This window comes from Aeromonas sp. FDAARGOS 1406 (genome assembly GCF_019048565.1).
Lineage (GTDB): Bacteria > Pseudomonadota > Gammaproteobacteria > Enterobacterales > Aeromonadaceae > Aeromonas > Aeromonas caviae.
In genome coordinates, this window is sequence record NZ_CP077378.1 from 343,940 (window position 1) to 369,620 (window position 25,681).

The window sequence follows — 25,681 nt, forward strand, 5'->3', positions numbered from 1 at the left end:
GAGGAGAACAACCATGGTGCAGTCAGCCAAACATATCGTGATCCTCACCGGTGCCGGCATCTCGGCCGAATCCGGTATCAAGACCTTCCGGGCCTGTGATGGCCTGTGGGAAGAGCACAGGGTGGAGGACGTGGCCACCCCTGAAGGCTATGCGCGGGATCCCGAACTGGTACAACGTTTCTACAATGCACGGCGCCATCAGTTGCAGCGCGCCGAGATCCACCCCAATCCGGCCCACTATGCATTGGCCCGTCTGGAGCGCCTGCTGCCGGGGCGCGTCACCTTGGTCACCCAGAACATCGACAACCTGCACGAGAGTGCCGGCAGCAAGAACCTCATCCACATGCACGGCGAGTTGCTCAAGGCCCGCTGCCCGGGCTCGGGTCAGGTGATCGAGTGGCGCGGGGATCTCCATCAGGAAGAGCTGTGTTCCTGCTGCCAGTTTCCCCACCCGCTGCGCCCCCATGTGGTCTGGTTCGGGGAGATGCCCCTCGGACTTGACCGCATCTACTCGGCCCTGGCTCAGTGCGATCTCTTCATCTCCATCGGGACCTCCGGGGCGGTCTACCCTGCCGCCGGATTCGTCCATGAGGCCGGCCTGAACGGTGCCCATACGGTGGAGCTCAATCTGGAGCCGAGCGAAGTGGGCAGCCAGTTTGATGAAAAACGTTATGGTCCGGCTTCCTTGCTGGTGCCCGCTTTTGTGGATGAACTCCTGCAAAGTTGCGGAGTGCATCAGCCTCTCTCCGTCGAGGGCCATAACTGGATGGAGATGCGGGGCCCCTAATTATTGATTTTTCACACAGTTGCATTGACCCACTGAAATCGCCACACTGGCTCCTAACTTCAAGATGCAGTTGGCACAACATGTCATGAACTTTCCAACGCGCGGGATGGCCTCGCTCCTGCTGGTGCTTTTCTCGTTCGGTACCCAGGCTTCCTCCTCTTCGCTATTGCAACTGATCCTGCCGGACAAGCGGGAAATCACCCTGGATGAGGCGGCGTTGGCAGCCTTGCCACAAGTGGAGTTCGAGACGGCGACGCCCTGGACCCTCGGCACTCACCGCTATCGTGGACCGACCCTGAAGAGCGTGCTGGCGGCGCAGCAGGTGGATAGTGCCAGCGCCATCGATGTCGCCGCACTCAATGGCTACCAGCAGCGGGTCGATCTCTCCCTGTTTGCCAAGGTGCCGCTGACCCTGGTGCGTTACCAGGATGACAAACCGCTCACCCGTCGCAATAAAGGGCCGCTCTGGCTGCTGGTCCCCCTCTCGGCCCATCCCGACATGGATGTGTCCGCCATCCACAACAACATGGTCTGGCAGGTGATCCGCATCGAGGTTGTCCCGTGACGCGACGACAGCGAGATAACCTGCTGCTTGCAGCCATTTCCCTGCTGTTTCTCTTCTCGTCCCTCTGGGGGCTGCTGCTGCAGAGTCGGCACGAGCAGCTCGTTGACATGTTCTACCGCAACACCCACTGGAACATCAGCCAGGTAATGCAGGAGTCCCAGCGATTTCTCTATGATGTGCGCCTCTACCGTGCCGGGGCGCTCGACATGGCGGCCCTGAGCCTGGATTACGACCTGCTGTGGAACCGGCTGGATGTGTTCCTGATCAGTACCGAGACCGCCGATGCGCGGGCGAGGCATGGGTTGGGGGAGGTGCTTGAACGGCTCTTTGACGAACTCAAGGGGCTGGATCCCCAGATGCAGTCCGGGGAGCTGAAGAGGGGTAAGCCCTCGATCTTGCCCTCGTCCGGCTGACCGGCTTGACCCATCAGGTGGAGCAGATTGGGGATCAGATCCTCTCCGGCCAGGAGCGGGAAGCCTCCCTCAACCAGTTGCGCCAGAGCCTGTTCTGGATCCAGATCTGGCAGTTGATCCTGCTGGTGATGGGCTGTGTGCTGGTCTTTGCCCTCATTCGAACCAATCTGCAGAATCGTCGCCTCTCCCTGCTCGATCCCATGACCCGGCTTGGCAACCGTCGGGCCTTGCAGGGGCAGCTCAGGCAATCCCTGCTGCAAGTTCGGGTCCAGGCGCTGGCGGTGCTGGATCTGAAGCGGTTCAAGCAGGTCAATGATCTGCTCGGATACCAGGTTGGTGATCGTCTGTTGCAGGCGGTCGCGGCCCGGTTGCGCCAGGCATGCCCCGGCCGTGCGTACCGGTTGGGGGGGATGAGTTCGCCGTGGTGCTGGACGACGAAGAGGGAGATCTCGATGCCCGCATGGCGGCTATGGTGAGCCTGTTGCAGTTTGAGTTCGTGACCCGGGAAAGCAGCTTTGATCTGGCGTGTCGCTTCGGAGTGGCCAGGCGCGAGGGTGGCGAGGATGCCGATGAGCTATTGGAGCAGGCCATATTGGCATTGAACGAGGCCAAGCGTGAGGGGACCATACTGGTGTGGTATCAGAGTGCGATGAAGGCTGACCTCCACATGGCCCAGCGGCAGCTGCACCAACTGCGGGAATGGCTGGCGGGGGCCGCCCCTTCCCCCCTGGAGACCCTCTGCGAGGCGATGAGAGACGAGCAGGGCGTGCCGGTGACGGCGGTCAGCCTGCGCTGGCAGGTGAGTCAGCAGCCCTGTGACGTGGGCTGGATGCAAGAGCGTGGTGTCCTTGGGCCCGTGATGGCACGATGGCTGACAGAAGAGCCATGCAGTGGCACCTTGCTGGTAAGGCTTCATCAGCCTGCCCAGCTGGCCCCTCTGCTGGCGAGCCTGCCCCCCTTGCCACAGGGGGGCTGATCCTGGCATTGCCTGTGCTGATACCGGATGCCACCCTGCTTGAGAAGATGCGCGAGTGTGGCTGCATGCTGGCGCTGAGCGAGCTTGGCAGCAGCGCCCCCGAACTGCTGCAAGCGGGCTGGCCAATTCGCTACTGGCTGCCAGCACCCTCCGGGTACGAGGCGCTGCTCCAGCCGTTGGCAACGGCGCTGGGGCTGCTGCGCCTGGCTCCCCGGGGAGAGGCGCAGCAAGAGGATGATCTCAAGCTGAGTTGAGTGGTGGCTTGTGCAGTCTCGGGGCCGATGTCAAGGAGACAATACACAGAAGGGCGGCTCATGGCCGCCCTTCTGCTGCTTGCTGACACTTAAACTGGTTTGCTGTCCGGTGAGGAAAAGGGAGCGCAGGAGTGTCTGATCACCAGGTCCGGATCCACGGTGATCATGCGGTTTGCGATGGGCTCGCCGTTGATGCGTGCCAAGAGCCGGGTGACGGCGAGACGGCCCAGCTCCTCTTTCGGTTGATTGACCGTGGTGAGCGGGGGGGACATGAACTGGGCCAGCGCCACGTTGTCATAGCCGACGATGGAGAGATCGCGGGGGATCACCAGCCCTGCCTGATGGGCGGCACTGATGACCCCCATGGCCATCATGTCGTTGCAGACAAACAGCGCGGTGGGACGCTCTGGCAGCGCCAGCAGGCGGGTCATGGCGGCGGCGCCGCTGGCGCAGTCAAAGTCTCCCTCCTGGATCCAGCCCGGATTGACGGTGAGCCCGGCCTCCTGCATCGCTTGCTCGAAACCCGCCTGGCGCTGGTTGGCCGGGGCGCGGCTGTGGGGTCCCGTGATGCAACCGATGGCAGTGTGACCCAGCCCCAGCAGATGGCGGGTTGCCAGGTAGCCGCCGCGATGGGAGTTGTCGGCGATGAGATCCACCTCGCCGTTCTCCATGCCCCAGTCCATCACCACGACCGGCAGGCTCTTGAGCCAGTCGAGCTGGTTGAACACCTCCTGCTGCCCCTCGCTGCACATGATGAGCAGGCCGTCGACCCGTTTCCTGAGCATCATCTTGAGGTAGGAGAGCGCCGTCTCGGCCTGTCCTTCGGTGTTGCCCAGCATCAGGTTGTAACCCTGCTCGAAGCAGTAGCGCTCCACCCCGCGCACCACCTCGGCGAAGAAGGGGTTGCTGGAGGTGGTGACCAGCATGCCGATGCTGTTGGTCTCCTTTACCTTGAGGCTGCGGGCCACCAGGCTTGGGGCATAGTTGAGATCGCGCATGGCGGCGAAGACCCGCTCCCGGGTCTCTTCGGCGACGAAACGGGTCTCGTTGATGACGTGGGAAACGGTGGTGGTCGACACCCCCGCCAGCGCAGCCACCTCCTTGATATTGGCCATCAGTGCCCCTGCGCAGTCTGTTCAAGGAGGAAAGCATCGACCTCCTGCTTGCTCGGGATGGAGCTCTGGGCACCAAACCGGGTGACGGAGAGTGCCGCCGCCCCGTGGGCAAAGCGTACGGCTGCGTCAAAGTCGGCGCCGGCGAGCTCGGCCGCCAGGAAGGCGCCGTTGAAGGTATCCCCGGCCGCCGTGGTATCCACCGCCTTGACCCGAAAACCCGGCATGAGCGCCTGTTTCTGCCCCTTGCTGCAATAGACCCCTTGAGACCCCAGGGTGATCATCACCTCACCGATGCCCATCTGGTGGAAGCGGGTGGCAGCCTCCCGGGCGCTCGCTTCGTCCGTCACCTTGACGCCGGTCAGCAGCTCGGCCTCGGTCTGGTTGGGGGTGATGAGGTCCACCAGCGCCAGCAGATCCCTTGAGAGCGGGCGCGCGGGGGCGGGGTTGAGCACCACCCGGGTGCCGTGGGCACGAGCCAGACGGGCCGCTTCCTGCACGCTCTCCAGCGGCACTTCCAGTTGCAGCAGCAGGGTGTGGGCGGCGGCGATCATCGCCTCGTGACCTTGCACTACGGCCGGGGTGAGGGCGCCATTGGCTTCGGCGGAGATGCCGATGCTGTTCTCCCCCTCGTCGCTCACATAGATGATGGCGATGCCGGTGGGGAGCCTGGGGTCGAGTTCGACGGCGCTGACATCGATGCCGTCGTTGGCAAACCCGGTTTTCATCTGGTGGCCGATGGCATCATCACCGATGCGGGCGATGAAGGAGACAGGGGCGCCGAGGCGGGCGGCGGCCACCGCCTGATTGGCGCCCTTGCCGCCGGGAACGACCTGATAGCTGTGGCCGGTCAGGGTTTCACCGGGGCGGGGAAAGTGGGGGACGCGCAGCACATGATCCGCATTCACGCTGCCGAGGACTACGAGACGATTCATTCCTATCACCCTTGGTTGAGTACATCCTGGTCTGGGTGGACCCAGACCAGGCGGCACTGGCGGAAAAAGAGAGGGGAGGCGAACCTCCCCCCGTCAACTTACTTGTTGACGATTTGCAGCGGTACCGGGATGGATTTTTCCACCGGTTGACCCTTGAGCACCTTGTCGGCGGTTTCCACGCCGATGGCGCCGATGAGGGCAGGCTGCTGGGCCACGGTGGCGGCCAGTTTACCCTTGGCCACGGCGGCTTTGCCATCGTCGGTGCCGTCAAAGCCCACGATCATCACCTCTTTGCCAGCGGCCTGCACGGCGCGGATGGCACCCAGCGCCATCTCGTCGTTCTGGGCGAACACTGCCTGCACGGTCGGATGGGCGGCCAGCAGGTTCTCCATGACGTTCAGACCCTTGGTGCGGTCAAAGTCGGCGGGTTGGGAGGCCAGCACCTGCAGTTTGTTGGCGGTGACCGCCAGGGCGAAGCCTTCGCCGCGATCACGGGCGGCGGAGGTACCTGCGATCCCTTCCAGCTGGATCACCTTGGCACCGCTGCCCAGCTTCTCGGCGATGAAGTCGCCAGCCAGCTTGCCACCGGCCACGTTGTCGGAGGCGATGTGGGCCTTGACGTCACCCTGGGCTGCGCCGCGGTCCAGGGTCAGCACCGGGATGTTCGCCTTGTTGGCCAGGCGAATGGCGTTGCCCACGGCTTCGGAGTCGGTCGGGTTGATCAGGATGGCGTTGACCTTGCGCACGGTGAGATCTTCCACGTTGGAGAGCTCCTTGGCCGGGTCGTTCTGGGAGTCCAGCACCACCAGCTCGTAGCCAAGCTCCTTGGCCTTGGCTTCGGCCCCCTCCTTCATGGTGACGAAGAAGGGGTTGTTGAGGGTGGAGACCACCATCGCCAGGGTGTGATCCGCGGCCTGGGCGGTGCCCAGCACGGACATGATGGCGGCAGCGAGCAGGGTATTGAGCTTTTTCATCATTTCATTCCTTGTGTGTGGCGTGGCTTGTTAACGGTTGCTTTTGTTATCGATCATCACAGCAAGCAAAATCACGCTGGCCTTGGCGATCATCTGGTAATAGGAGCTGACGTCGAGCAGGTTGAGGGCATTGTTGAGGAAGCCGATGATGAGGGCACCGATCAGGGTACCCATGATACGGCCCTTGCCCCCCATCAGGCTGGTGCCCCCCAGCACAACGGCGGCGATGGCATCCAGCTCGTACCCCATGCCGGCTGTGGGCTGGGCGGAGGAGAGGCGGGATGTGACGATGAGCCCGGCCAGTGCCGACAGCATGCCGCACAGACCATACACCGCGAGCTTGACCCGATCCACATTGATACCAGAGAGGCGGGTGGCCGATTCGTTGCCGCCGAGGGCATAGATGTGGCGGCCCAGGCGAGTGTGGTTGAGCAGGTACCAGGCCAGCAGGAAGACGATTGCCATCAGCCAGATGGGCACCGGCAGACCCAGCAGGTAGCCGGTCCCGAGCCAGGCGAAGTGATCGGCGCCGTCACTGAAGCCGGTGGAGATGGGGCGCCCCTCGGTGTAGACCATGGTGACGCCGCGCAGGGCGGTCATGGTGACCAGGGTGGCGATGAACGCCTGTACCTTGCCCTTGGCGATGATGAGGCCGCTGATGCTGCCAAGCAGGGCGCCGGCCCCCAGGGTGAGGGGGATCACCAGGCCGATGGGCAGTTCCATGGCCACCATGGTGGCGGCCAGGGCGCCGCACAGGGCCAGTACCGAGCCGACCGACAGATCGATGCCGGCGGTGAGGATGACCAGCGTCATGCCGACCGCCATGATGGCGTTGACCGATGTCTGGCGCAGGATGTTGAGCAGGTTGTCGGCGGTGAAGAAGTTGGGGCTCAGGAAAGAGACCACGCCGATCAGCACCAGCAGCGCGACCAGGGACTTGTTCTCGATCCACCAGGCCATGCTCATGACGCCGCGGCGGGAAAGGGTTTGGGTTGTCATTGTGCTGCCTCTTGCTCTGCTTGCCACTGTTTACCGACTGCCGCTGCCATCAGCTTCTCCTGATTGGCATCGCGGGTGTTGAATTCTGCGCTGATGCGCCCTTCGTGCATCACCATAATGCGATCACTCATGCCGAGCACTTCCGGCATTTCGGAGGAGACCAGGATGATGCTCATCCCCTCCTTCTTGAACTGGTTGATGAGCTGATAGATCTCCTTCTTGGCGCCGACATCGACGCCGCGGGTCGGCTCATCCAGGATCAGCACCTTGGGCCGGGTCAGCAGCCCCTTGGCGATGGCCACCTTCTGCTGGTTGCCGCCGGAGAGGAGCTTGATCAGCTGATCCTGACTCGGGGTCTTGATGTTGAACAGACGAACATAGTCTCCTACCGCCTGGCGCTCGGCCTTGCCGTCAATCTTGCCGCCACGAATGAACTCGCCGAGGGCGCACAGGCTCATGTTTTCGCGCACCGACAGCTCCAGCACCAGGCCGTCGCCCTTGCGATCCTCGGAGATATAGGCGATGCCAGCGGCCAGACCATCGGCCGGGCTTCTGGGTACCAGGGCGTGGCCATCCACCGTCATCTGGCCAGCGCTGATGGGGCTGGCACCGTAGATGAGCTTCATCAGCTCGGTGCGGCCGGAGCCCATCAGGCCGCTAAAGCCCAGAATTTCACCCTGACGCAGGGAGAAGCTCACCCCGCGCACGCCGGGGCCGGCCAAATCCTTCACCTGCAGGCTGACGGGGCCGAGTTCGCGCACCAGGCGCGGGTACTGCTCTTCCAGCCGGCGACCCACCATCATCTCGATGATCCTGTCTTCGTCGAGATCGCTCACCGCCTGCTCGCCGATCCACTTGCCGTCCCGCAGCACGGTGACCCGATCGCAGATTTCGAAGATCTCCTTCAAGCGATGGGAGATGTAGACGATGCCGCAGCCCTGCTCGCGCAGTTCGCGAATGACGGTGAAAAGCTGCTCGGTTTCGGTGTCGGTGAGGGCATCGGTGGGTTCGTCCATGATGATGACGCTGGCATCGAACGACAGCGCCTTGGCGATCTCGGGGTCGTCTCAGAATTCGGAAAATAAAGCACGCTAACGGCTGGGGTGTCAGGTTGAGGCCATAGATGCCGCTCCGAAGGCGTCAGGAAATACCAAATACGGCCCTACTCTGACGCGCTTTCGCCGCTTCGTGTCGTTTTCAGAAGACGGCTGCACTGAACGTCAGAAGCCGACTGCACTATAGCAGCGGAGGGGTTGGATCCATCAGGCAACGACGGGCTGCTGCCGGCCATCAGCGGACGCAGGGAGGACTTTCCGCAACCGGCCGTTCGATGCGGCACCGATGGCCTTCGCGCAGGGGTAGTGAATCCGCCAGGATTGACTTGCGCTGCCCTACCTCTCACTAGTGAGGGGCGGCAGCGCATCAAGCGGTGAGCGCACTCCGGCACCGCCAACTTTCAGCACATGCGTGTAAATCATCGTCGTAGAGACGTCGGAATGGCCGAGCAGATCCTGCACGGTTCGAATGTCGTAACCGCTGCGGAGCAAGGCCGTCGCGAACGAGTGGCGGAGGGTGTGCGGTGTGGCGGGCTTCGTGATGCCTGCTTGTTCTACGGCACGTTTGAAGGCGCGCTGAAAGGTCTGGTCATACATGTGATGGCGACGCACGACACCGCTCCGTGGATCGGTCGAATGCGTGTGCTGCGCAAAAACCCAGAACCACGGCCAGGAATGCCCGGCGCGCGGATACTTCCGCTCAAGGGCGTCGGGAAGCGCAACGCCGCTGCGGCCCTCGGCCTGGTCCTTCAGCCACCATGCCCGTGCACGCGACAGCTGCTCGCGCAGGCTGGGTGCCAAGCTCTCGGGTAACATCAAGGCCCGATCCTTGGAGCCCTTGCCCTCCCGCACGATGATCGTGCCGTGATCGAAATCCAGATCCTTGACCCGCAGTTGCAAACCCTCACTGATCCGCATGCCCGTTCCATACAGAAGCTGGGCGAACAAACGATGCTCGCCTTCCAGAAAACCGAGGATGCGAACCACTTCATCCGGGGTCAGCACCACCGGCAAGCGCCGCGACGGCCGAGGTCTTCCGATCTCCTGAAGCCAGGGCAGATCCGTGCACAGCACCTTGCCGTAGAAGAACAGCAAGGCCGCCAATGCCTGACGATGCGTGGAGACCGAAACCTTGCGCTCGTTCGCCAGCCAGGACAGAAATGCCTCGACTTCGCTGCTGCCCAAGGTTGCCGGGTGACGCACACCGTGGAAACGGATGAAGGCACGAACCCAGTGGACATAAGCCTGTTCGGTTCGTAAACTGTAATGCAAGTAGCGTATGCGCTCACGCAACTGGTCCAGAACCTTGACCGAACGCAGCGGTGGTAACGGCGCAGTGGCGGTTTTCATGGCTTGTTATGACTGTTTTTTTGTACAGTCTATGCCTCGGGCATCCAAGCAGCAAGCGCGTTACGCCGTGGGTCGATGTTTGATGTTATGGAGCAGCAACGATGTTACGCAGCAGGGCAGTCGCCCTAAAACAAAGTTAACCCCTAAGGAAGTATCGTGAAACTATCACTAATGGCAGCAATTTCGAAGAATGGAGTTATCGGAAATGGCCCAGATATTCCATGGAGTGCCAAAGGGGAACAATTACTCTTCAAAGCGATTACCTATAATCAGTGGCTTTTGGTAGGCCGAAAGACTTTCGAGTCAATGGGGGCTTTACCCAACCGAAAATATGCCGTTGTAACTCGTTCAAGCTTCACTTCCAGTGATGAGAATGTATTGGTATTTCCATCTATCGATGAAGCGCTAAATCATCTGAAGACGATAACGGATCATGTGATTGTGTCTGGTGGTGGTGAAATATACAAAAGCCTGATCGATAAAGTTGATACTTTACATATTTCAACAATCGACATTGAGCCAGAAGGTGATGTCTATTTTCCAGAAATCCCCAGTAGTTTTAGGCCAGTTTTTAGCCAAGACTTCGTGTCTAACATAAATTATAGTTACCAAATCTGGCAAAAGGGTTAACAAGTGGCAGCAACTGACCGCCAAAAGTGTCACTTGTTTTGCCAAAAAGCCGGCAAAACAAGCGCCAATTTTGTCGGCAGCTGTGCCAGGCGTTAGATGCACTAAGCACATAATTGCTCACAGCCAAACTATCAGGTCAAGTCTGCTTTTATTATTTTTAAGCGTGCATAATAAGCCCTACACAAATTGGGAGATATATCATGAAAGGCTGGCTTTTTCTTGTTATCGCAATAGTTGGCGAAGTAATCGCAACATCCGCATTAAAATCTAGCGAGGGCTTTACTAAGCTTGCCCCTTCCGCCGTTGTCATAATCGGTTATGGCATCGCATTTTATTTTCTTTCTCTGGTTCTGAAATCCATCCCTGTCGGTGTTGCTTATGCAGTCTGGTCGGGACTCGGCGTCGTCATAATTACAGCCATTGCCTGGTTGCTTCATGGGCAAAAGCTTGATGCGTGGGGCTTTGTAGGTATGGGGCTCATAATTGCTGCCTTTTTGCTCGCCCGATCCCCATCGTGGAAGTCGCTGCGGAGGCCGACGCCATGGTGACGGTGTTCGGCATTCTGAATCTCACCGAGGACTCCTTCTTCGATGAGAGCCGGCGGCTAGACCCCGCCGGCGCTGTCACCGCGGCGATCGAAATGCTGCGAGTCGGATCAGACGTCGTGGATGTCGGACCGGCCGCCAGCCATCCGGACGCGAGGCCTGTATCGCCGGCCGATGAGATCAGACGTATTGCGCCGCTCTTAGACGCCCTGTCCGATCAGATGCACCGTGTTTCAATCGACAGCTTCCAACCGGAAACCCAGCGCTATGCGCTCAAGCGCGGCGTGGGCTACCTGAACGATATCCAAGGATTTCCTGACCCTGCGCTCTATCCCGATATTGCTGAGGCGGACTGCAGGCTGGTGGTTATGCACTCAGCGCAGCGGGATGGCATCGCCACCCGCACCGGTCACCTTCGACCCGAAGACGCGCTCGACGAGATTGTGCGGTTCTTCGAGGCGCGGGTTTCCGCCTTGCGACGGAGCGGGGTCGCTGCCGACCGGCTCATCCTCGATCCGGGGATGGGATTTTTCTTGAGCCCCGCACCGGAAACATCGCTGCACGTGCTGTCGAACCTTCAAAAGCTGAAGTCGGCGTTGGGGCTTCCGCTATTGGTCTCGGTGTCGCGGAAATCCTTCTTGGGCGCCACCGTTGGCCTTCCTGTAAAGGATCTGGGTCCAGCGAGCCTTGCGGCGGAACTTCACGCGATCGGCAATGGCGCTGACTACGTCCGCACCCACGCGCCTGGAGATCTGCGAAGCGCAATCACCTTCTCGGAAACCCTCGCGAAATTTCGCAGTCGCGACGCCAGAGACCGAGGGTTAGATCATGCCTAGCATTCACCTTCCGGCCGCCCGCTAGCGGACCCTGGTCAGGTTCCGCGAAGGTGGGCGCAGACATGCTGGGCTCGTCAGGATCAAACTGCACTATGAGGCGGCGGTTCATACCGCGCCAGGGGAGCGAATGGACAGCGAGGAGCCTCCGAACGTTCGGGTCGCCTGCTCGGGTGATATCGACGAGGTTGTGCGGCTGATGCACGACGCTGCGGCGTGGATGTCCGCCAAGGGAACGCCCGCCTGGGACGTCGCGCGGATCGACCGGACATTCGCGGAGACCTTCGTCCTGAGATCCGAGCTCCTAGTCGCGAGTTGCAGCGACGGCATCGTCGGCTGTTGCACCTTGTCGGCCGAGGATCCCGAGTTCTGGCCCGACGCCCTCAAGGGGGAGGCCGCATATCTGCACAAGCTCGCGGTGCGACGGACACATGCGGGCCGGGGTGTCAGCTCCGCGCTGATCGAGGCTTGCCGCCATGCCGCGCGAACGCAGGGGTGCGCCAAGCTGCGGCTCGACTGCCACCCGAACCTGCGTGGCCTATACGAGCGGCTCGGATTCACCCACGTCGACACTTTCAATCCCGGCTGGGATCCAACCTTCATCGCAGAACGCCTAGAACTCGAAATCTAACGTCCGTTCGGGCATCGAGGTCCATGTCGGGGTGGGACGGGCCCGTGGCTTCAAGATCACTTGCAGTCCGACCGCGATGTCTTGGTTGCGCGAGAGGTTGTCGATATCCTCCACTTCCATCATCAACCCTGGATAATGCCGCCGCCGTCATCGCCGCCGACGCCCGTGCCGGGCTTTTCGGGCCTGTCAGGCTTGCTCGGCCTTCAGCCTGCCTGGGCGAGATCTCCGGCGGACGGATTAACGGCGGAGCTTCGCCGCCTTTCGTGCGTGTGAAGGCCGAAGATAGTTCTCTCAAAAACATCCGTTTATGAGAGATACCAAATGTCATTTTCAGAAGACGACTGCACCAGTTGATTGGGCGTAATGGCTGTTGTGCAGCCAGCTCCTGACAGTTCAATATCAGAAGTGATCTGCACCAATCTCGACTATGCTCAATACTCGTGTGGGCTCTGTTGCAAAAATCGTGAAGCTTGAGCATGCTTGGCGGAGATTGGACGGACGGAACGATGACGGATTTCAAGTGGCGCCATTTCCAGGGTGATGTGATCCTGTGGGCGGTGCGCTGGTATTGTCGCTATCCGATCAGCTATCGCGACCTTGAGGAAATGCTGGCGGAACGCGGCATTTCGGTCGACCATACGACGATCTATCGCTGGGTCCAGTGCTACGCCCCGGAGATGGAGAAGCGGCTGCGCTGGTTCTGGCGGCGTGGCTTTGATCCGAGCTGGCGCCTGGATGAAACCTACGTCAAGGTGCGGGGCAAGTGGACCTACCTGTACCGGGCAGTCGACAAGCGGGGCGACACGATCGATTTCTACCTGTCGCCGACCCGCAGCGCCAAGGCAGCGAAGCGGTTCCTGGGCAAGGCCCTGCGAGGCCTGAAGCACTGGGAAAAGCCTGCCACGCTCAATACCGACAAAGCGCCGAGCTATGGTGCAGCGATCACCGAATTGAAGCGCGAAGGAAAGCTGGACCGGGAGACGGCCCACCGGCAGGTGAAGTATCTCAATAACGTGATCGAGGCCGATCACGGAAAGCTCAAGATACTGATCAAGCCGGTGCGCGGTTTCAAATCGATCCCCACGGCCTATGCCACGATCAAGGGATTCGAAGTCATGCGAGCCCTGCGCAAAGGACAGGCTCGCCCCTGGTGCCTGCAGCCCGGCATCAGGGGCGAGGTGCGCCTTGTGGAGAGAGCTTTTGGCATTGGGCCCTCGGCGCTGACGGAGGCCATGGGCATGCTCAACCACCATTTCGCAGCAGCCGCCTGATCGGCGCAGAGCGACAGCCTACCTCTGACTGCCGCCAATCTTTGCAACAGAGCCCTCAATAACGTGATCGAGGCCGATCACGGAAAGCTCAAGATACTGATCAAGCCGGTGCGCGGTTTCAAATCGATCCCCACGGCCTATGCCACGATCAAGGGATTCGAAGTCATGCGAGCCCTGCGCAAAGGACAGGCTCGCCCCTGGTGCCTGCAGCCCGGCATCAGGGGCGAGGTGCGCCTTGTGGAGAGAGCTTTTGGCATTGGGCCCTCGGCGCTGACGGAGGCCATGGGCATGCTCAACCACCATTTCGCAGCAGCCGCCTGATCGGCGCAGAGCGACAGCCTACCTCTGACTGCCGCCAATCTTTGCAACAGAGCCTCCGTCGCCATGCTCACCTCGCTTTGGTGCACACGAGTATTGAGCATAGTCGAGATTGGTGCAGATCACTTCTGATATTGAACTGTCAGGAGCTGGCTGCACAACAGCCATTACGCCCAATCAACTGGTGCAGTCGTCTTCTGAAAATGACACTTCGTTTGACGCCCAGTTGGGCTTTACTCCAACTGGACACCATCCCGGAAAAACCAAGCATGGCATGGGCCTCCCGTTGTCTTACCGTGCTTTATTTTCCGAATTCTGAGACGCCCCCATCTCCACCATCTGCTGTTCGCCGATGGAGAGATCCCCTAGCCGGGTATCCGGGCCGTGTTTGACGCCAAGTCGTGCCAGCAGGGTGCTGGCCCGTTCGCGCAGTTGCTTGTGGTCGATGCTGCCAAAACGGGTGCGCGGTTCGCGGCCGAGGAAGATATTGGCGGCAATCGACAATTCCGGCAGCAGGTTCAGCTCCTGGTGGATGATGCTGATCCCCTGATCCTGGGAGTCGCGGGGGCCCTTGAAGTGAACCGGCTGGCCGCGATAGCTGATGCTGCCCGAATCGGCCTGGTAGATGCCGGTCAGCACCTTCATCAGGGTCGACTTGCCAGCGCCATTTTCGCCGAGCAGGGCCATCACCTGGCCCGGATAGACCCGAAGACCCGCTTCGTCGAGGGCGCGCACACCGGGGAAGGTCTTGACGATCTCGGTCAGCTCCAGAATGGGTGAGAGGGGGGAGGTTGTGCTCATTTGCAGCTTCCTTGAAGAGGCCTTCTTTGAAGAATTCAGAACGCCACACCGGCGCAGAGGATCAGGTTGGCGTAGGGAGTCACCTCGCCGCTGCGCACGATAGCCTTGCTCTGGCAGGAGCGAGCCTTGAACGCTTCGTGCAGGCAGTACTCGATGGTGATGGGCTTGCCCTGGGCGGCTGCGTGGGCCTCCAGCTGATCCACCAGCGCCTGATGGGCGGCGGGACTGATCTGCTTGATCTCGCTTGCCATGATCACCTTCTCCACCACCAGGTCGGTGAGTAGGGCGGTCAGTACGGTTTCAAGGCTGGGGGGGCCCGCCATCAGCGCCAGATCGATGCGCTCGGGGCCTGCCGGAATGGGCAGGCCCGCATCGCAGACGGTGATCTCGTCGGTGTGGCCCATCTGCGCGACCAGCGCGCTTAAGGGAGCATTGAGCAGCTTGCCTCGTTTCATACAGCACCTCGGCGGCCTGGGACCGCATATGGATATTGAGTTGGGCAATCGGTTACGCAACCGGTTGCGTCATTAGGGCGAAAGATAAGTGTTAACCGTTAACGGGTCTAGGCAGTGATGACGAAAATGTGAAAACGATCTCAGTGACAGGGCAATTTCAGAAGAAACGGGTGCCAGAAGAGCACCCGTCTGAGAGGCGTCGCCGGATGTTGCCCGTACAAAAAGGCGTACCCAGCGCGAGGAGATCAGAGGGCGAGCGCCGCCTGCACTGCGGGGCGGGCCAGCATGCGCTGATAGTGATCCGCCACCTTGGGAAACTCGCTGATGGCAACCCCGTCGCTCTCGAGCCAGCCTGCAATCACGAAGAGGTAGATGTCGGCCAGGCTGAAGCGCTCCCCCAGTACCCAGGGGCCGGCCAGATAGTGGCGCTCAATCTGGTCAAAGCCATCGCGCATGTTCTGGGGCATCTTGGCCTGCATGGCAGCCATGGCCTGTTCATCGTCGGCCCAGCGGCCGGGACGGCGTCCATGGGCATGGGCGACATGGACGGTGGAGACGAGGAAACTGTGTACCTCCTGTATCCTGGCCAGGAGGAAGGGGTCATCCAATGGGGCCAGCCCGGCGTTAGGAAAACGCTGGGCCACGTAGAGCAGCAGAGCCGGTGTTTCGGTCAGCACGCCATGCTCCGTCACCAGTGCCGGGACTCGCCCCTTGGGATTGATGGCGAGGTAGTCGGGGCTGCGCTGTTCACCAGCGGCCAGATCCAGGCGCTTGACAAGGTGAGGGGCACCGGCCTCCACCAGAGCGATGCGCACCGCCATGGCACAGGTACCAGGGGCAAGATAGAGCGTCAGTTCGGACATGACCGTTTTCCTTGTGTGAGAGAGAAGAGCCAGTGGACATCTCGTCCGCCAGCGCGCGCCATTATCCTACCCCCGTTGGACAGAGGGGCCAAGGGTGAGGGGAACTTCATCAAGAAGGGCTGCAAGGCCTTTGGTATCAATGGCTTTCTGAACGGAAGATAACAGGAAAAACGGCTACGCATGCCGGTTCAAACCGCTATAATGTGCCACCTTGGATCAGTCGTCAGTGAATGTTGGACAGTCAATTGAGTAATAGAATGCGGATCGGTGGAACCCTCGAACAGTCCCTCAGCCAGGGATATCGTCTGGACCTGCAAGGGGTGTTGAAAGAGGGGTGGCAACAGACTCGTCGTACCGGTTTCGGATTGGCGCTGGCCATCGCCGGGGTCATGGCAATCTGGATCCTGCTGAGCAATACCTTGCTGACACCCTATGTCGCCCGTGAAGGGGGGGGTATGGATATGGCCCTGATCCTGAGCCTGCTGGTCACGGTGATCATGTCACCCATGACCTCCTCCCTCGACATGCTGGGGTTGCAGCAGTCGGTGGGGGTGCGCGCCCGGCCGAGCCAGGTATTCGACTTCTTCCGCCACTTCCTGCGCCTGGGCAGCCTGAGTCTGCTCGGCAGCCTCATCACCAGCCTGTTTGGCCCCCTGTTCGAGCTGCTGGGCGTGCCGGTGATGCTGGCCTTCATCCCTTCCGCCCTGGTGGGCATGGGGCTGGTGTTTACCGTACCTCTGGTGCTGGAGCGCGGTCTTTCCCCGGCTCAGGCCATTCTGGTATCCCTCAAGCTCTTTGCCCGGGGATGGCCCAGCATAGTGCTGCTGCACGGGGTCATGCTGGCACTCTTCTTCCTGGCGCTCATCCCCATGGGGCTGGGACTTATCTGGGTGGCGCCGCTCTACTTCAACTGCAAGGGCATTCTCTACCGGGATCTGTGTGGGGTGGCAGTCGAAGTGACCGAGGTTGCCAGTGGCAACGGCGGGCAGGGCCCGGATCATTTCAACGCATAACGGGATACCAGGGGGTCAGCCGGTGTCGACCCGCCCGGAGCGTGATGCAAAAGGATGGCATATGAACAAGCGATACGGGATGGCGGCGCTCCTGCTGGTACCCATGCTGGGACAGGCTGAGCCGTCCCTTGAACTCGACTACGGCACCTTCTACAGCCAGATGAAGACCTTCGCCAAGGGGGAGTTCGGCCACGCCAGACTGGGCTTTTATCTGGCCAGTCAACAGAACGGTCGGCGCTGCGGGCTCACCTCGGCCCGGGTCTCGACCCCGGACAGGGATGTGCCCGCCGAGGTCACGGTGGATGGCGAACTGCGTCTGCCCTATGACGAAGATCTCAACCTCGACAAGGCGATCGTGGTGGTGGGGCTCACCGAGGCCCATGCCGCCTGCGATCTGTCGGTACAGGTGATGGCCGACGCCCCCGCCACACCCGAGGTGCCGCTGGCCGAGCTTGTCTCGCGCCAGCAGCAGATGCAGCGATTGCTCGACAAGATGGCCGGCATGGTCGGCCAGTATTTCCTGCCCAAGATGGAAGGGGTGCGGATCTCCATGGTGGCGCCCGCAGGCACAGCCTACCTTGTGGAGGGTGCCCGTCAGGAGGCCGTCTCCTGGCAGCAGGGGCAACTGCTGCTCAGCAATGCGCAGCTGAAGGGGTTTGCCCAGGGCAAGCTGCAACTGCAAGGGGAGATCCTGCGTCTGACCCCCTGGCTGCACAAGGGGTAGCGACCCGAGTCCGCAGATTGCCAGAATGAAAAAAGGAGCGCCTGGCGCTCCTTTTTTGTGGGTGACGGGGCTTAGCGCACCTCAATCACGTCCAGCATGTCCATCTCGTCGATGTCCAGCAGCGGCGCCTTGGGCAGCTCGGGCGGATCAAATGCCTTGTCGCCACCGTCGATGATGCCGGAGTCGCGGTTGATGCTCTTGAAGTCAAACAGCTGGTGATCGAGCAGGTGGCTCGGGATCACGTCCTGAATGGCGGTGAACATGGTTTCGAGACGACCCGGGAAGCGGCGATCCCACTCCTGCATCATCTGTTTGATGGCCTGGCGCTGCAGGTTCTCCTGGGAGCCGCACAGGTTGCAGGGGATGATGGGGAAGGCCTTGACCTCGGCATAGCGCACCAGATCTTTCTCCTTGCAGTAGGCCAGGGGGCGGATCACCACGTTCTTGCCATCGTCGCTCACCAGCTTGGGGGGCATGGATTTGAGCTTGCCACCGTAGAACATGTTGAGGAACAGAGTCTCGAGGATGTCGTCACGGTGATGGCCAAGGGCGATCTTGGTGCAACCCAGCTCCTGGGCGGTGCGATACAGAATGCCGCGGCGCAGGCGGGAGCAGAGCGCGCAGGTGGTCTTGCCCTCCGGTACCTTCTCCTTGACGATGGAGTAGGTATCTTCTTCCACGATCTTGAAGTCGATGCCGAGGGTGCTCAGGTATTCGGGCAGCACGTGCTCGGGGAAGCCGGGTTGCTTCTGATCCAGGTTGACGGCCACCAGATCGAAATGGATGGGGGCGCTGGCCTTCAGGCTCATCAGGATGTCGAGCATGGCAAAGCTGTCCTTGCCGCCAGACAGGCAGACCATGATCTTGTCACCCTCTTCAATCATGTTGAAGTCGGCGATGGCCTGGCCCACGTTGCGCCGCAGGCGTTTCTGCAGCTTGTTGAAACTGTATTTCTCTTTGGCGTTAAGCTCTTCTAGCATGGCCTCAAACCCGGGACAAAAATAAGCGGCTTATTATAGCCATGTCCCGGGGGAGGGCAAGAAACGCTTATGCAGGATGACGCCTGTCATCCACAGGGCTGCTGTAATCGTCGGGTTTGAGGATGAGAATGTCGCAGTTGAGCCTGTCCACCACGTGCTCGGCGGTGTTGCCAAGCAGGGCGGCAGAGAGGCCGGTACGGCCGACGCATCCCATGATCATCAGGGTGGCATTCAGATCGTCCGCCATGTCCGGCAGCACCTCCTCCGGCAAGCCTTCCGCCACCTTGGTCCACATGTGGTTGATGCCGAATTGATCGGCATGTTCCCGCAGCAGATCTTCATGGTGTTTGCGAATGGCATCGTTGTAGGCGTTGGGATCGAACTCTGGCAGTTCGATGGCGACATTGACCGGGGTGCCCGGGTAGGTGTTGACCAGATAGAGACTGGCACCAAGCAGCTCGGCGATGGCGATCCCCTCGCGGGTGATCCGCTCGTTAAGCACCTTCTGCTCCTTGTCATCGCTCGAGCAGTTGATGGCGGCAATCAGGTTGCCCCCCCGTTGCCAGTGCCCTTCTTTTACCAGCAGAACCGGACAGGGGCATTTGCGCAGCAGGTGCCAGTCGGTGGGGGTGAAGATGAAGGTTTGCAGGAAGGAGTGTTTGTGAGTCGCCTTGACAACCAGATCGTGACGCTGTTCCAGCACTTCCTGAATGACGCACTCGAAGGGACGGTTGTGCCAAAGCACTTTCACTTCGCATTCCAGCCCTCTGGCCCGATAGGGAGTTAGGATCTCGTCGAGCCACTCCCGACGCTGGGCGATGACACCATGGCGCATCTCTTCCCGCTCGTCTGCCGAGAGCATGGCGGTCATCTCGTAAGAGAAGTCGTAAATCGTCAGGAGCAGGGTCAGCTGGGCGCCCTCATCCAGCTCGGCGACCTTGACCGCGCGCTCGAGCGCGATCTGGCGCTCCTCCTCGGGATTGATCACCACCAGAATGTTTCGGTACTTGACCATGTTCTCCTCCTTGGTAAAAAGGCCAATGATGGCAACTCTTTAGCTATTACAGCTTAGTCCAAGGGGGGAGACGGGAAGGTGTGCCGGATCAAATTTCAGGGTGATCCGATCCGGCAAAAAAGGGAATAAACGGGGATTAACCGCAGGGAGGACGAGTGGCTCCGGCCATGACGCCCAAGGCAACGTTGTCAAGTACAGTAATGTATTTGCCTTTGACGCTGATGAGACCGGATTTCTGGAAACGGCCCAGCAGGCGGCTGATGGTCTCGACGGTGAGACCGAGGTAGTTGCCGATGTCTCCACGGGTCATGGAGAGGCGGAACTCCTTGGCGGAGAAGCCGCGCTCGGAGAAACGAACCGAGAGATTGTGCAGGAAGGCAGCGAGGCGCTCTTCGGCGTTCTTTTTGGAGAGCAGCAGTATCATCTCCTGGTCGCCCATGATCTCGTTGCTCATCAGCCGCATGATCTGCTGGCGCAGTTTGGGCATCTTGCCAGAGAGGTCGTCGAGCACATCGAACGGTATTTCGCACACCATGGCGGTTTCCAGCGCCTGGGCGAAGGAGGGGTGGGCCTGCTTGTGGATGGCGTCGAAACCGACCAGATCACCGGCGAGGTGGAAGGCGGTGATCTGTTCGTCACCCTGTTCGGTGATGGTGTATGACTTGATGGTCCCGGAACGTATGGCATAGAGCGACTTGAGCTCATCGCCGGCCTTGAACAACTCTTCACCCTTCTGGAACGGCTTTTTGCGCTCGATGATGCTGTCGAGCTGATCGAGCTCGTTATCGTTCAGGGTGAAGGGGATGCAGAGCTGGCTGATGCTGCAATCCTGGCAATGAATTGCACAGCCACCGCTCTGAATACGTCTGCCAGGTTTCTTGTCCGGGATCATAGGCTCAAATGAATAATTGATTTATATCAAACAAGTTTACCACCATCTCATCCGTTTTGGATAGGGTTTCAAAAGGACGCCATCCCGATCCAGAGGGTGTGGATCCCGTAGGCAATAAGCAGCAAGGCGCCCCCAAGGCGCAGGCTGCGCAGGGTGAGCCAGTAGCGCAATCGGTCTGCCAGCCCCCCTAGCGCAAACAGGGTCGGCAGGGTGCCGAGGCCGAAAAAGAGCATGATGAGTGCCCCGCCACTCGCGGAGCCTGCGGCAGCGCTCCAGGTCAGCATGGAGTAGACGAGGCCGCAAGGGAGCCAGCCCCATATCATGCCAAAGGGGAGGGCCTGCCTGGCTGATGTAAACGGGAGAAACCTGCCTGCCAGCGGCTTGATGAGAGGCCAGAACTTCGCACCGATGCGCTCGAGCAGCAAGACGCCATGCCACCAGCCAGCCAAGTAGAGGCCGAGCGCTATCATCAGCAGGGCGGCGATGAGGCGAAGCCCTGCCAGGGCGTGTTTGCCAGCGCCTATCTCCGTGGTGGTGGCGAGCAAGCCGCCCACCAGCGCGCCCGCCAGCACATAGCTCAGGATGCGCCCCAGGTTGTAGTTGAGCAGATAACCGAGCCTGCCCCAAAAATGCTGCTTCTCGGCAGGTATGGCCATGGAGAGCGCTGCGGACACGCCGCCACACATGCCGATACAGTGGCCGGCACCGGCAAGCCCGACCAGCAGGGCGCCCATGAGGTCAAGGCTGCTGGTCATGGGGCCTGTTTTCCTGTTCTGCTTGTTGTTCAGAGGGGGGCAAGGGGCGCTGCTCCTCGTCAAACAGGATGTTGGAGCCCTGCCTGTCGAGATCCTCGAACTGCTCGGAGCGGATGGCCCAGAAGAAGACGGCGCCGGCAATGACAACGAACAGGATGGCGATGGGGATGAGGACGAAGATAATGTTCATGGCGCGGACCCTGTGGTGAAAGGGGGATGATAACCCGGCGAGGCAAGAGGTGCCGCCACCCGGGAGGATGCCAGATGGCTGCTCACCGGTTGAGCCGCATGGAGTTGGTGACCACGATGAGGGAGCTCAGGGACATGCCAGCAGCCGCCAGATAAGGGGGGAGCCAGCCACTTGCAGCCAGCGGCAGCACAAGCAGGTTGTAGCCGATGGACCAGGCAAAGTTCTCCTTGATGATCTTGCGAGTGCGCAGGGCCAGGGCCCGGGCGGCCAGCAGACGGGAGAGATCGTCGGCCAGCAGGATGGCGTCGGCACTGTTCTTGGCCAGATCCGTGCCCCCCGCCATGGCAAAGGACGCGTGGGCGCCGGCCAGCACAGGGGCGTCGTTGATGCCATCTCCCACCATGATGCTGATATCCCCGGCCGCTTCCCGGGCCTTGAGATAGGCCAGCTTGCCGTCCGGGGTGACCCCTTTTACCAGCTCATCGACCCCCAGCTCACGGGCCAGCATGTCCGCCTGGTCCGAACCGTCGCCGGTGAGAATGGTGGTTTGCAGGCCTGCCTCCTTGAAGGCCTGGATCAGTGCACCGGCATCGGGGCGCAGCGTGTCGGCCAGGATGAAACGGGCCAGTAGTCCGTGTTCATCGGCCAGATAGATGGTCAGCCCTTGAGCGGCATTCTCTTCTTGCGCCAGTTCGAGCCAGCGTGCACTGCCGATGCGGTAATGCTTGCCCTCAATTACTCCCTGCACGCCGTGGCCGATGACGGGGGTGACGTCGCTGGCGGCGAGCGGCACCCCGTCCGCCAGTGGTTTGCTTCGAAACGCACGGGCGATGGGGTGCTCGGAGTAGGTCTCCAGGGCATGGGCGAGTGCGAGGCAGCGGGCTGCGTCGAGCTCGCCGAGGGGCTGGGTGCTCACCAGGCTGATGTTGCCCGTGGTCAGGGTTCCCGTCTTGTCCATCACGATGCGGTTGGCCCGGGTCAGAATGTCCAGCACGTGGCCGCGGCGCAGCAGGATGCCGCTGCGGGTCAGGTTGGCAGTGGCCGAGGTCAGTGCGGTCGGGGTGGCCAGCGAGAGGGCGCAGGGACAGGTCGCCACCAGCACCGCCAGGGTGACCCAGAAGGCCCGCTCGGGCTGATGAAAATGCCAGAAGGTCCAGACCGCGGCCGCAATGATCAGGAGCACCAGGATAAAGTGGCGCGACAGCACGTCCGCCAGTTGGGCGATGGCGGGCTTGTCGTCCAGAGCATGATCCTGCAGGCGCATGATCTGGGCCAGACGCGACTCTTCAATGGGATGGCTGACCCGGATCTCCAGGGGGGCATCGGTATTGATGGTGCCTGCATAGACGGGATCCCCGGCCTGCTTGAGCAGAGGCAACTGTTCGCCAGTCAGCATGGATTCGTTGAGGCTGGCCTGGCCCAAGGTGACGATGCCGTCTGCCGGCAGGGTGGCCCCCGCGAGTACCCGCACCCTGTCTCCGACTCGCAGCGTCTTGGCGGCCACCTCGTGTTCGCCGTCATCATCGATGCGGGTCGCCATGATGGGCACCAGACGCGCCAGGTTGGAGCTCGACTCCGACGCCTTGCGCCTCGCTCGTAGTTCCAGCAGACGGCCCAACAGCAGGAAAAAGACGAACATGGTGATGGAGTCGTAATAGACCTCACCCGTGTTGAAGACCGTGGCCCAGATGGAGGCGACGAAGGCGCCGATCAGTGCCAGCGACACCGACACATCCATGGAGAGGTGCCCCTGCTTCAGGCTGCGCCATGCCCCCACGTAAAAAGGCTGGGCCGAGTAGATCATGATGGGGGTGGAGAGCAGAAGGCTTATCCACTTGAAGTAGATCATGAACTCCTCTTCCACGCTGATGAAGAGGTCCATGTAGAGTGCCACGGCGCACATCATCACCTGCATGGAGCCAAGGCCGGCCAGCGCCATGCGGAACATGTAGCTGCGCACCTCTTTGGCGTAGAGCGCTTCCTGCTGATGAGTCTGGAAGGGATAGGCGCGATAGCCGACCCTGGCAAAGCCCTTGAGAATGTCGCTCAAAGAGAGCTGGGCCGGATCCCACTTGATGCGGGCGCGATGGGTGGTGGTATTGACGTTGATGTAACGCAGACCGCGCAGGGTCATCAGGTGCCGCTCGATGAGCCAGGCACAGGCGGCGCAGGTCAAACCTTCCACCGTCAGTTGGATCTCGCGCGTAGTTTCGCGACCCGTACCGGTGTCGGTGACGAACTCCTGCTGCACCTCCGCCAGATCGTAGTGGGTGAGGGCGGCGAGCTCTTCGGGCACCAGTTCCCCCTTGATGCCGGGAGCGGTGCGGTGTTCGTAATAACTGGCGAGGCCGCATTCGAGAATGGTCTGTGCCACGGCCTGACAGCCAGGGCAACACATCGGCTGAACGATGCCTTTGATCTCGAGAGTAAAGTTACTGCCAGTGGGAACCGGTTCACCACAGTGAAAACAGCCGGTCATGGTGATCATCCCTCTTTGATGCAGCCCTGCAGGCCGGGTCGGGGAGAAGGGCGGCTGACCGGCGTGCCGATCACCCTGCCTTCGTGATTCAACGTCCCTTGGGATCGAGCTCAATCGCTGCCTGAGTCGGCAGTTGTGCCGTCTCCTGGAGGCGCCATTCATGGTTGAAGGCATCGACCCGCACGTGCCACTTGCCGGTGAGGGGCTTGTCGAGCATCAGGCGATAGACTCCCTTGCCATCGGCCGTCAGCAGATGTTCGCTGTCCAGGCCCGCCAACGTGGGATGAAACAGGGAGAGGTGCAGTGCCTGCCCGAGGGGGAAATCCCCGGACAGTGGATTTAACGTCAGCTCCTTGTCGCTGACATTGAGGGCGATACGGATGCCGAGCGCCTCGGCGCGATCGAACTTGCTGAGATCCTGGTTAATCTCCTTGCCCTGCTTGTAGTAGTCCTCCGCCACCAGGTTGACCCCATCCTTGCTGGCAATGATGGCGGTGGCGATGCTGCCTACCACGGCGGCGCAGGGGAGGGCGATGATGAACCAGGGCCAGAATTGGCGATACCAGGGTTGAGTCATGATGCTACCGAAACAAATGGTTAACGAAATGGCGGTAATTCAGCCAACACAAGATAGCAAAAAGCCTCGAAGAGTCGAGGCTTTTTGCTGATTAATCACGTGCTTATCACATGTTACTGCTGATTTTGCCGATCGTTGTGGGACAAGCTGTAAACGTAGGAAGCGAGCAGGTGTACCTTGTCTTCCCCCAGAATGTCCTTCCAGGCCGGCATCACGCCGTGGCGCCCGTGGGTGATGGTCTGTTCGACCACCTGACGGGAGCCGCCATAGAGCCAGATGTTGTTGGTGAGATCCGGTGCGCCGAAGGCGATGCCGCCCTTGGCATCCGGACCGTGGCAGGCGGCGCACATGGCAAAGCGTGCTTCCCCTTTCTTGGCTTCCACCAGATCAACCTTACGACCGGAGAGGCTCAGCACATAGGAGGCAACCTCTTTCACCCCGTCCTGACCCAGGATCTCGCCCCAGGCGGCCATGATCCCCTGACGACCGCCCATGATGGTGGTCTTGATCTGGTCGGGTGCGCCGCCCCACTGCCATTCGCTGTCGGTCAGGTTTGGGAAACCGCGACCACCGCGGGCATCGGAGCCATGACACTGGGAACAGTTTTGCAGGAACAGGCGCTGACCCACCTTCAGGGCTTCCGGATCCTTGGCGATCTCGGTGATCTCCTTGTAGCTCTTGCCGTCAGCCTGATAGGTCAGCTCGCGGAACTTGGCGCCGTAGATCTCGTCGGCCTTGGCGAGTTCCCGGTCGTATTCCACCGCGCGTCCTTCGGCCTTGGCAGACTCGGCCGCCGCCTTGGACTCGGCCAGGGAACGCACATCCTGGTTGGAGCTCTGCCAGCCCAGCAGACCCTTGAAGTTGCCAAGGCCCGGGAAGGCGAGCAGGTAGATGAGCCCGGTGACGATGAAGAAGAGGAACATATAGGACCACCACTTCGGCAGGGGATTGTTGATCTCCTCGATGCCGTCGAAGGTGTGACCCATGGGTTTGCCCTCTTCGGCTCCCATCTTGTCCTTCATGCACCAGGCCAGCAGCAGGAAGCAGCCGAGAATGGTGCCAAGGCTTATGACGGTCACAAAAATGCTAAACAGAGTGCTCATTATTGCTTCGCTCCTGCGTTCTTGTTATCAGCACTGGGTTGCTCGTCATCGGCAAAAACCAGGTTGGCGGCCTCGTCGAAAGAAGCCTTGCGGCGCTTGCTGTAGGCCCAGACGATGATGCCAATCATGATGACCATCAGCAGCAGGGTGTACAGGCCGCGAAATGTGCCGTAATCCATATCCCGA

The 25,681-nt window shown here is 60.8% G+C and carries 29 protein-coding genes and 3 pseudogenes; 14 read left to right on the plus strand and 18 right to left on the minus strand.

The genetic code is table 11. The features are described from left to right. The first annotated feature begins 13 nt into the window (after positions 1 to 13). The 6 genes from cobB (at position 14) to I6L36_RS21820 (ending at position 2,995) form a co-directional block, all read left to right on the plus strand. On the plus strand, positions 14 to 787 hold the full coding sequence (gene cobB / locus I6L36_RS01615; protein WP_010674794.1) for a Sir2 family NAD+-dependent deacetylase: 774 nt from the start codon (positions 14 to 16) through the stop codon (positions 785 to 787). A gap of 106 nt (positions 788 to 893) precedes the next feature. After that, positions 894 to 1,352 (plus strand): hypothetical protein, encoded by a 459-nt coding sequence (locus I6L36_RS01620; RefSeq protein WP_010674793.1) that lies wholly within the window; start codon positions 894 to 896, stop codon positions 1,350 to 1,352. Next, positions 1,349 to 1,765: a hypothetical protein gene (locus I6L36_RS21805; protein ID WP_029314553.1), complete on the plus strand. Its 417-nt coding sequence runs from the start codon at positions 1,349 to 1,351 to the stop codon at positions 1,763 to 1,765. The genes I6L36_RS01620 and I6L36_RS21805 overlap by 4 nt, the downstream gene beginning before the upstream one ends. Positions 1,766 to 1,770: 5 nt before the next feature. Beyond that, positions 1,771 to 2,241: a GGDEF domain-containing protein gene (locus I6L36_RS21810; protein ID WP_029314552.1), complete on the plus strand. Its 471-nt coding sequence runs from the start codon at positions 1,771 to 1,773 to the stop codon at positions 2,239 to 2,241. Continuing rightward, positions 2,187 to 2,741, plus strand: a complete 555-nt coding sequence (locus I6L36_RS21815) for a hypothetical protein (RefSeq protein ID WP_252592984.1) — start codon at positions 2,187 to 2,189, stop codon at positions 2,739 to 2,741. Before I6L36_RS21810 ends, I6L36_RS21815 begins: the two co-directional genes overlap by 55 nt. Positions 2,742 to 2,755: 14 nt before the next feature. Beyond that, on the plus strand, positions 2,756 to 2,995 hold the full coding sequence (locus tag I6L36_RS21820; RefSeq protein WP_029314550.1) for a hypothetical protein: 240 nt from the start codon (positions 2,756 to 2,758) through the stop codon (positions 2,993 to 2,995). A gap of 89 nt (positions 2,996 to 3,084) precedes the next feature. Here I6L36_RS21820 and I6L36_RS01630 read toward each other — a convergent pair whose 3' ends face one another. From I6L36_RS01630 to intI1, 6 genes and pseudogenes are all read right to left on the minus strand, one after another. Further along, positions 3,085 to 4,110: a substrate-binding domain-containing protein gene (locus tag I6L36_RS01630; protein WP_041211440.1), complete on the minus strand. Its 1,026-nt coding sequence runs from the start codon at positions 4,108 to 4,110 to the stop codon at positions 3,085 to 3,087. Then, positions 4,110 to 5,042: a ribokinase gene (gene rbsK / locus I6L36_RS01635; protein WP_010674791.1), complete on the minus strand. Its 933-nt coding sequence runs from the start codon at positions 5,040 to 5,042 to the stop codon at positions 4,110 to 4,112. The genes I6L36_RS01630 and rbsK overlap by 1 nt, the downstream gene beginning before the upstream one ends. 98 nt (positions 5,043 to 5,140) lie before the next feature. Beyond that, positions 5,141 to 6,016 (minus strand): ribose ABC transporter substrate-binding protein RbsB, encoded by an 876-nt coding sequence (gene rbsB, locus I6L36_RS01640; protein ID WP_010674790.1) that lies wholly within the window; start codon positions 6,014 to 6,016, stop codon positions 5,141 to 5,143. Positions 6,017 to 6,046: 30 nt separating this feature from the next. Next, positions 6,047 to 7,015, minus strand: coding sequence for a ribose ABC transporter permease (gene rbsC / locus I6L36_RS01645; RefSeq protein ID WP_010674789.1), 969 nt, complete (start codon positions 7,013 to 7,015; stop codon positions 6,047 to 6,049). Next, a pseudogene (locus I6L36_RS01650) lies at positions 7,012 to 8,073 on the minus strand (ATP-binding cassette domain-containing protein); the annotation flags it as partial. The pseudogene I6L36_RS01650 and the gene rbsC, both read right to left, overlap by 4 nt. A gap of 333 nt (positions 8,074 to 8,406) precedes the next feature. Continuing rightward, positions 8,407 to 9,420 (minus strand): class 1 integron integrase IntI1, encoded by a 1,014-nt coding sequence (gene intI1, locus I6L36_RS01655; protein WP_000845048.1) that lies wholly within the window; start codon positions 9,418 to 9,420, stop codon positions 8,407 to 8,409. Positions 9,421 to 9,576: 156 nt separating this feature from the next. On the opposite strand from intI1, the gene dfrA15 reads away from it, so the two are divergent. From dfrA15 to I6L36_RS01685, 6 genes and pseudogenes are all read left to right on the plus strand, one after another. Next, the gene (gene dfrA15, locus I6L36_RS01660; RefSeq protein ID WP_001355915.1) at positions 9,577 to 10,050 is read left to right on the plus strand and encodes a trimethoprim-resistant dihydrofolate reductase DfrA15; all 474 of its coding nucleotides are present in this window, start codon (positions 9,577 to 9,579) and stop codon (positions 10,048 to 10,050) included. Between the two features lie 200 nt (positions 10,051 to 10,250). Continuing rightward, positions 10,251 to 10,598: a quaternary ammonium compound efflux SMR transporter QacE delta 1 gene (locus I6L36_RS01665; protein WP_000679427.1), complete on the plus strand. Its 348-nt coding sequence runs from the start codon at positions 10,251 to 10,253 to the stop codon at positions 10,596 to 10,598. Beyond that, positions 10,592 to 11,431: a sulfonamide-resistant dihydropteroate synthase Sul1 gene (sul1, locus tag I6L36_RS01670; RefSeq protein WP_000259031.1), complete on the plus strand. Its 840-nt coding sequence runs from the start codon at positions 10,592 to 10,594 to the stop codon at positions 11,429 to 11,431. Before I6L36_RS01665 ends, sul1 begins: the two co-directional genes overlap by 7 nt. 127 nt (positions 11,432 to 11,558) lie before the next feature. Beyond that, positions 11,559 to 12,059: a GNAT family N-acetyltransferase gene (locus tag I6L36_RS01675; protein ID WP_000376623.1), complete on the plus strand. Its 501-nt coding sequence runs from the start codon at positions 11,559 to 11,561 to the stop codon at positions 12,057 to 12,059. 506 nt (positions 12,060 to 12,565) lie between these two features. Next, complete coding sequence (locus I6L36_RS01680) at positions 12,566 to 13,330, plus strand: IS6-like element IS6100 family transposase (protein ID WP_001389365.1); 765 nt, start codon at positions 12,566 to 12,568, stop codon at positions 13,328 to 13,330. Between the two features lie 54 nt (positions 13,331 to 13,384). After that, positions 13,385 to 13,651, plus strand: a pseudogene (locus I6L36_RS01685) (DDE-type integrase/transposase/recombinase); the annotation flags it as partial. A gap of 324 nt (positions 13,652 to 13,975) precedes the next feature. On the opposite strand, the pseudogene I6L36_RS01690 reads toward I6L36_RS01685, so the two are convergent. The 3 genes and pseudogenes from I6L36_RS01690 to I6L36_RS01700 all read right to left on the minus strand — a co-directional run. After that, positions 13,976 to 14,449: pseudogene (locus I6L36_RS01690) on the minus strand (ATP-binding cassette domain-containing protein); the annotation flags it as partial. A 35-nt stretch (positions 14,450 to 14,484) separates the two neighbouring features. Continuing rightward, positions 14,485 to 14,904, minus strand: a complete 420-nt coding sequence (gene rbsD, locus I6L36_RS01695) for a D-ribose pyranase (protein ID WP_216986946.1) — start codon at positions 14,902 to 14,904, stop codon at positions 14,485 to 14,487. Positions 14,905 to 15,149: 245 nt separating this feature from the next. Beyond that, positions 15,150 to 15,767 (minus strand): glutathione S-transferase family protein, encoded by a 618-nt coding sequence (locus I6L36_RS01700; protein WP_010674786.1) that lies wholly within the window; start codon positions 15,765 to 15,767, stop codon positions 15,150 to 15,152. Between the two features lie 257 nt (positions 15,768 to 16,024). On the opposite strand from I6L36_RS01700, the gene I6L36_RS01705 reads away from it, so the two are divergent. Together I6L36_RS01705 and I6L36_RS01710 are read left to right on the plus strand one after the other, a co-directional pair. After that, positions 16,025 to 16,780, plus strand: a complete 756-nt coding sequence (locus I6L36_RS01705) for a hypothetical protein (protein WP_010674785.1) — start codon at positions 16,025 to 16,027, stop codon at positions 16,778 to 16,780. Between the two features lie 61 nt (positions 16,781 to 16,841). Then, positions 16,842 to 17,504, plus strand: a complete 663-nt coding sequence (locus I6L36_RS01710; RefSeq protein WP_010674784.1) for a DUF2987 domain-containing protein — start codon at positions 16,842 to 16,844, stop codon at positions 17,502 to 17,504. Positions 17,505 to 17,575: 71 nt separating this feature from the next. Here the strand turns inward: I6L36_RS01710 and ttcA are convergent, their stop codons facing one another. From ttcA to I6L36_RS01755, 9 genes are all read right to left on the minus strand, one after another. Further along, a complete protein-coding gene (gene ttcA, locus I6L36_RS01715; protein ID WP_010674783.1) occupies positions 17,576 to 18,484 on the minus strand; it encodes a tRNA 2-thiocytidine(32) synthetase TtcA in 909 nt (302 codons plus the stop codon). A 67-nt stretch (positions 18,485 to 18,551) separates the two neighbouring features. Next, positions 18,552 to 19,499 (minus strand): universal stress protein UspE, encoded by a 948-nt coding sequence (uspE, locus tag I6L36_RS01720; RefSeq protein ID WP_010674782.1) that lies wholly within the window; start codon positions 19,497 to 19,499, stop codon positions 18,552 to 18,554. 136 nt (positions 19,500 to 19,635) lie between these two features. Further along, complete coding sequence (locus I6L36_RS01725; RefSeq protein ID WP_010674781.1) at positions 19,636 to 20,391, minus strand: FNR family transcription factor; 756 nt, start codon at positions 20,389 to 20,391, stop codon at positions 19,636 to 19,638. Between the two features lie 68 nt (positions 20,392 to 20,459). Then, positions 20,460 to 21,146 (minus strand): sulfite exporter TauE/SafE family protein, encoded by a 687-nt coding sequence (locus I6L36_RS01730; protein ID WP_010674780.1) that lies wholly within the window; start codon positions 21,144 to 21,146, stop codon positions 20,460 to 20,462. After that, positions 21,130 to 21,336 carry a cbb3-type cytochrome oxidase assembly protein CcoS gene (gene ccoS, locus I6L36_RS01735; RefSeq protein ID WP_041211434.1) on the minus strand — a complete coding sequence of 69 codons (207 nt, stop codon included), beginning with the start codon at positions 21,334 to 21,336 and terminating at the stop codon, positions 21,130 to 21,132. The genes I6L36_RS01730 and ccoS overlap by 17 nt, the downstream gene beginning before the upstream one ends. Before the next feature lie 82 nt (positions 21,337 to 21,418). Beyond that, positions 21,419 to 23,815, minus strand: a complete 2,397-nt coding sequence (locus tag I6L36_RS01740) for a heavy metal translocating P-type ATPase (RefSeq protein WP_216986947.1) — start codon at positions 23,813 to 23,815, stop codon at positions 21,419 to 21,421. A gap of 88 nt (positions 23,816 to 23,903) precedes the next feature. Then, complete coding sequence (locus I6L36_RS01745; RefSeq protein ID WP_010674777.1) at positions 23,904 to 24,392, minus strand: FixH family protein; 489 nt, start codon at positions 24,390 to 24,392, stop codon at positions 23,904 to 23,906. Positions 24,393 to 24,505: 113 nt separating this feature from the next. Then, positions 24,506 to 25,495 (minus strand): cytochrome-c oxidase, cbb3-type subunit III, encoded by a 990-nt coding sequence (ccoP, locus tag I6L36_RS01750; RefSeq protein WP_039040785.1) that lies wholly within the window; start codon positions 25,493 to 25,495, stop codon positions 24,506 to 24,508. Next, on the minus strand, positions 25,495 to 25,674 hold the full coding sequence (locus I6L36_RS01755) for a CcoQ/FixQ family Cbb3-type cytochrome c oxidase assembly chaperone (RefSeq protein ID WP_010674775.1): 180 nt from the start codon (positions 25,672 to 25,674) through the stop codon (positions 25,495 to 25,497). Before I6L36_RS01755 ends, ccoP begins: the two co-directional genes overlap by 1 nt. Between the last annotated feature and the right edge of the window lie 7 nt (positions 25,675 to 25,681).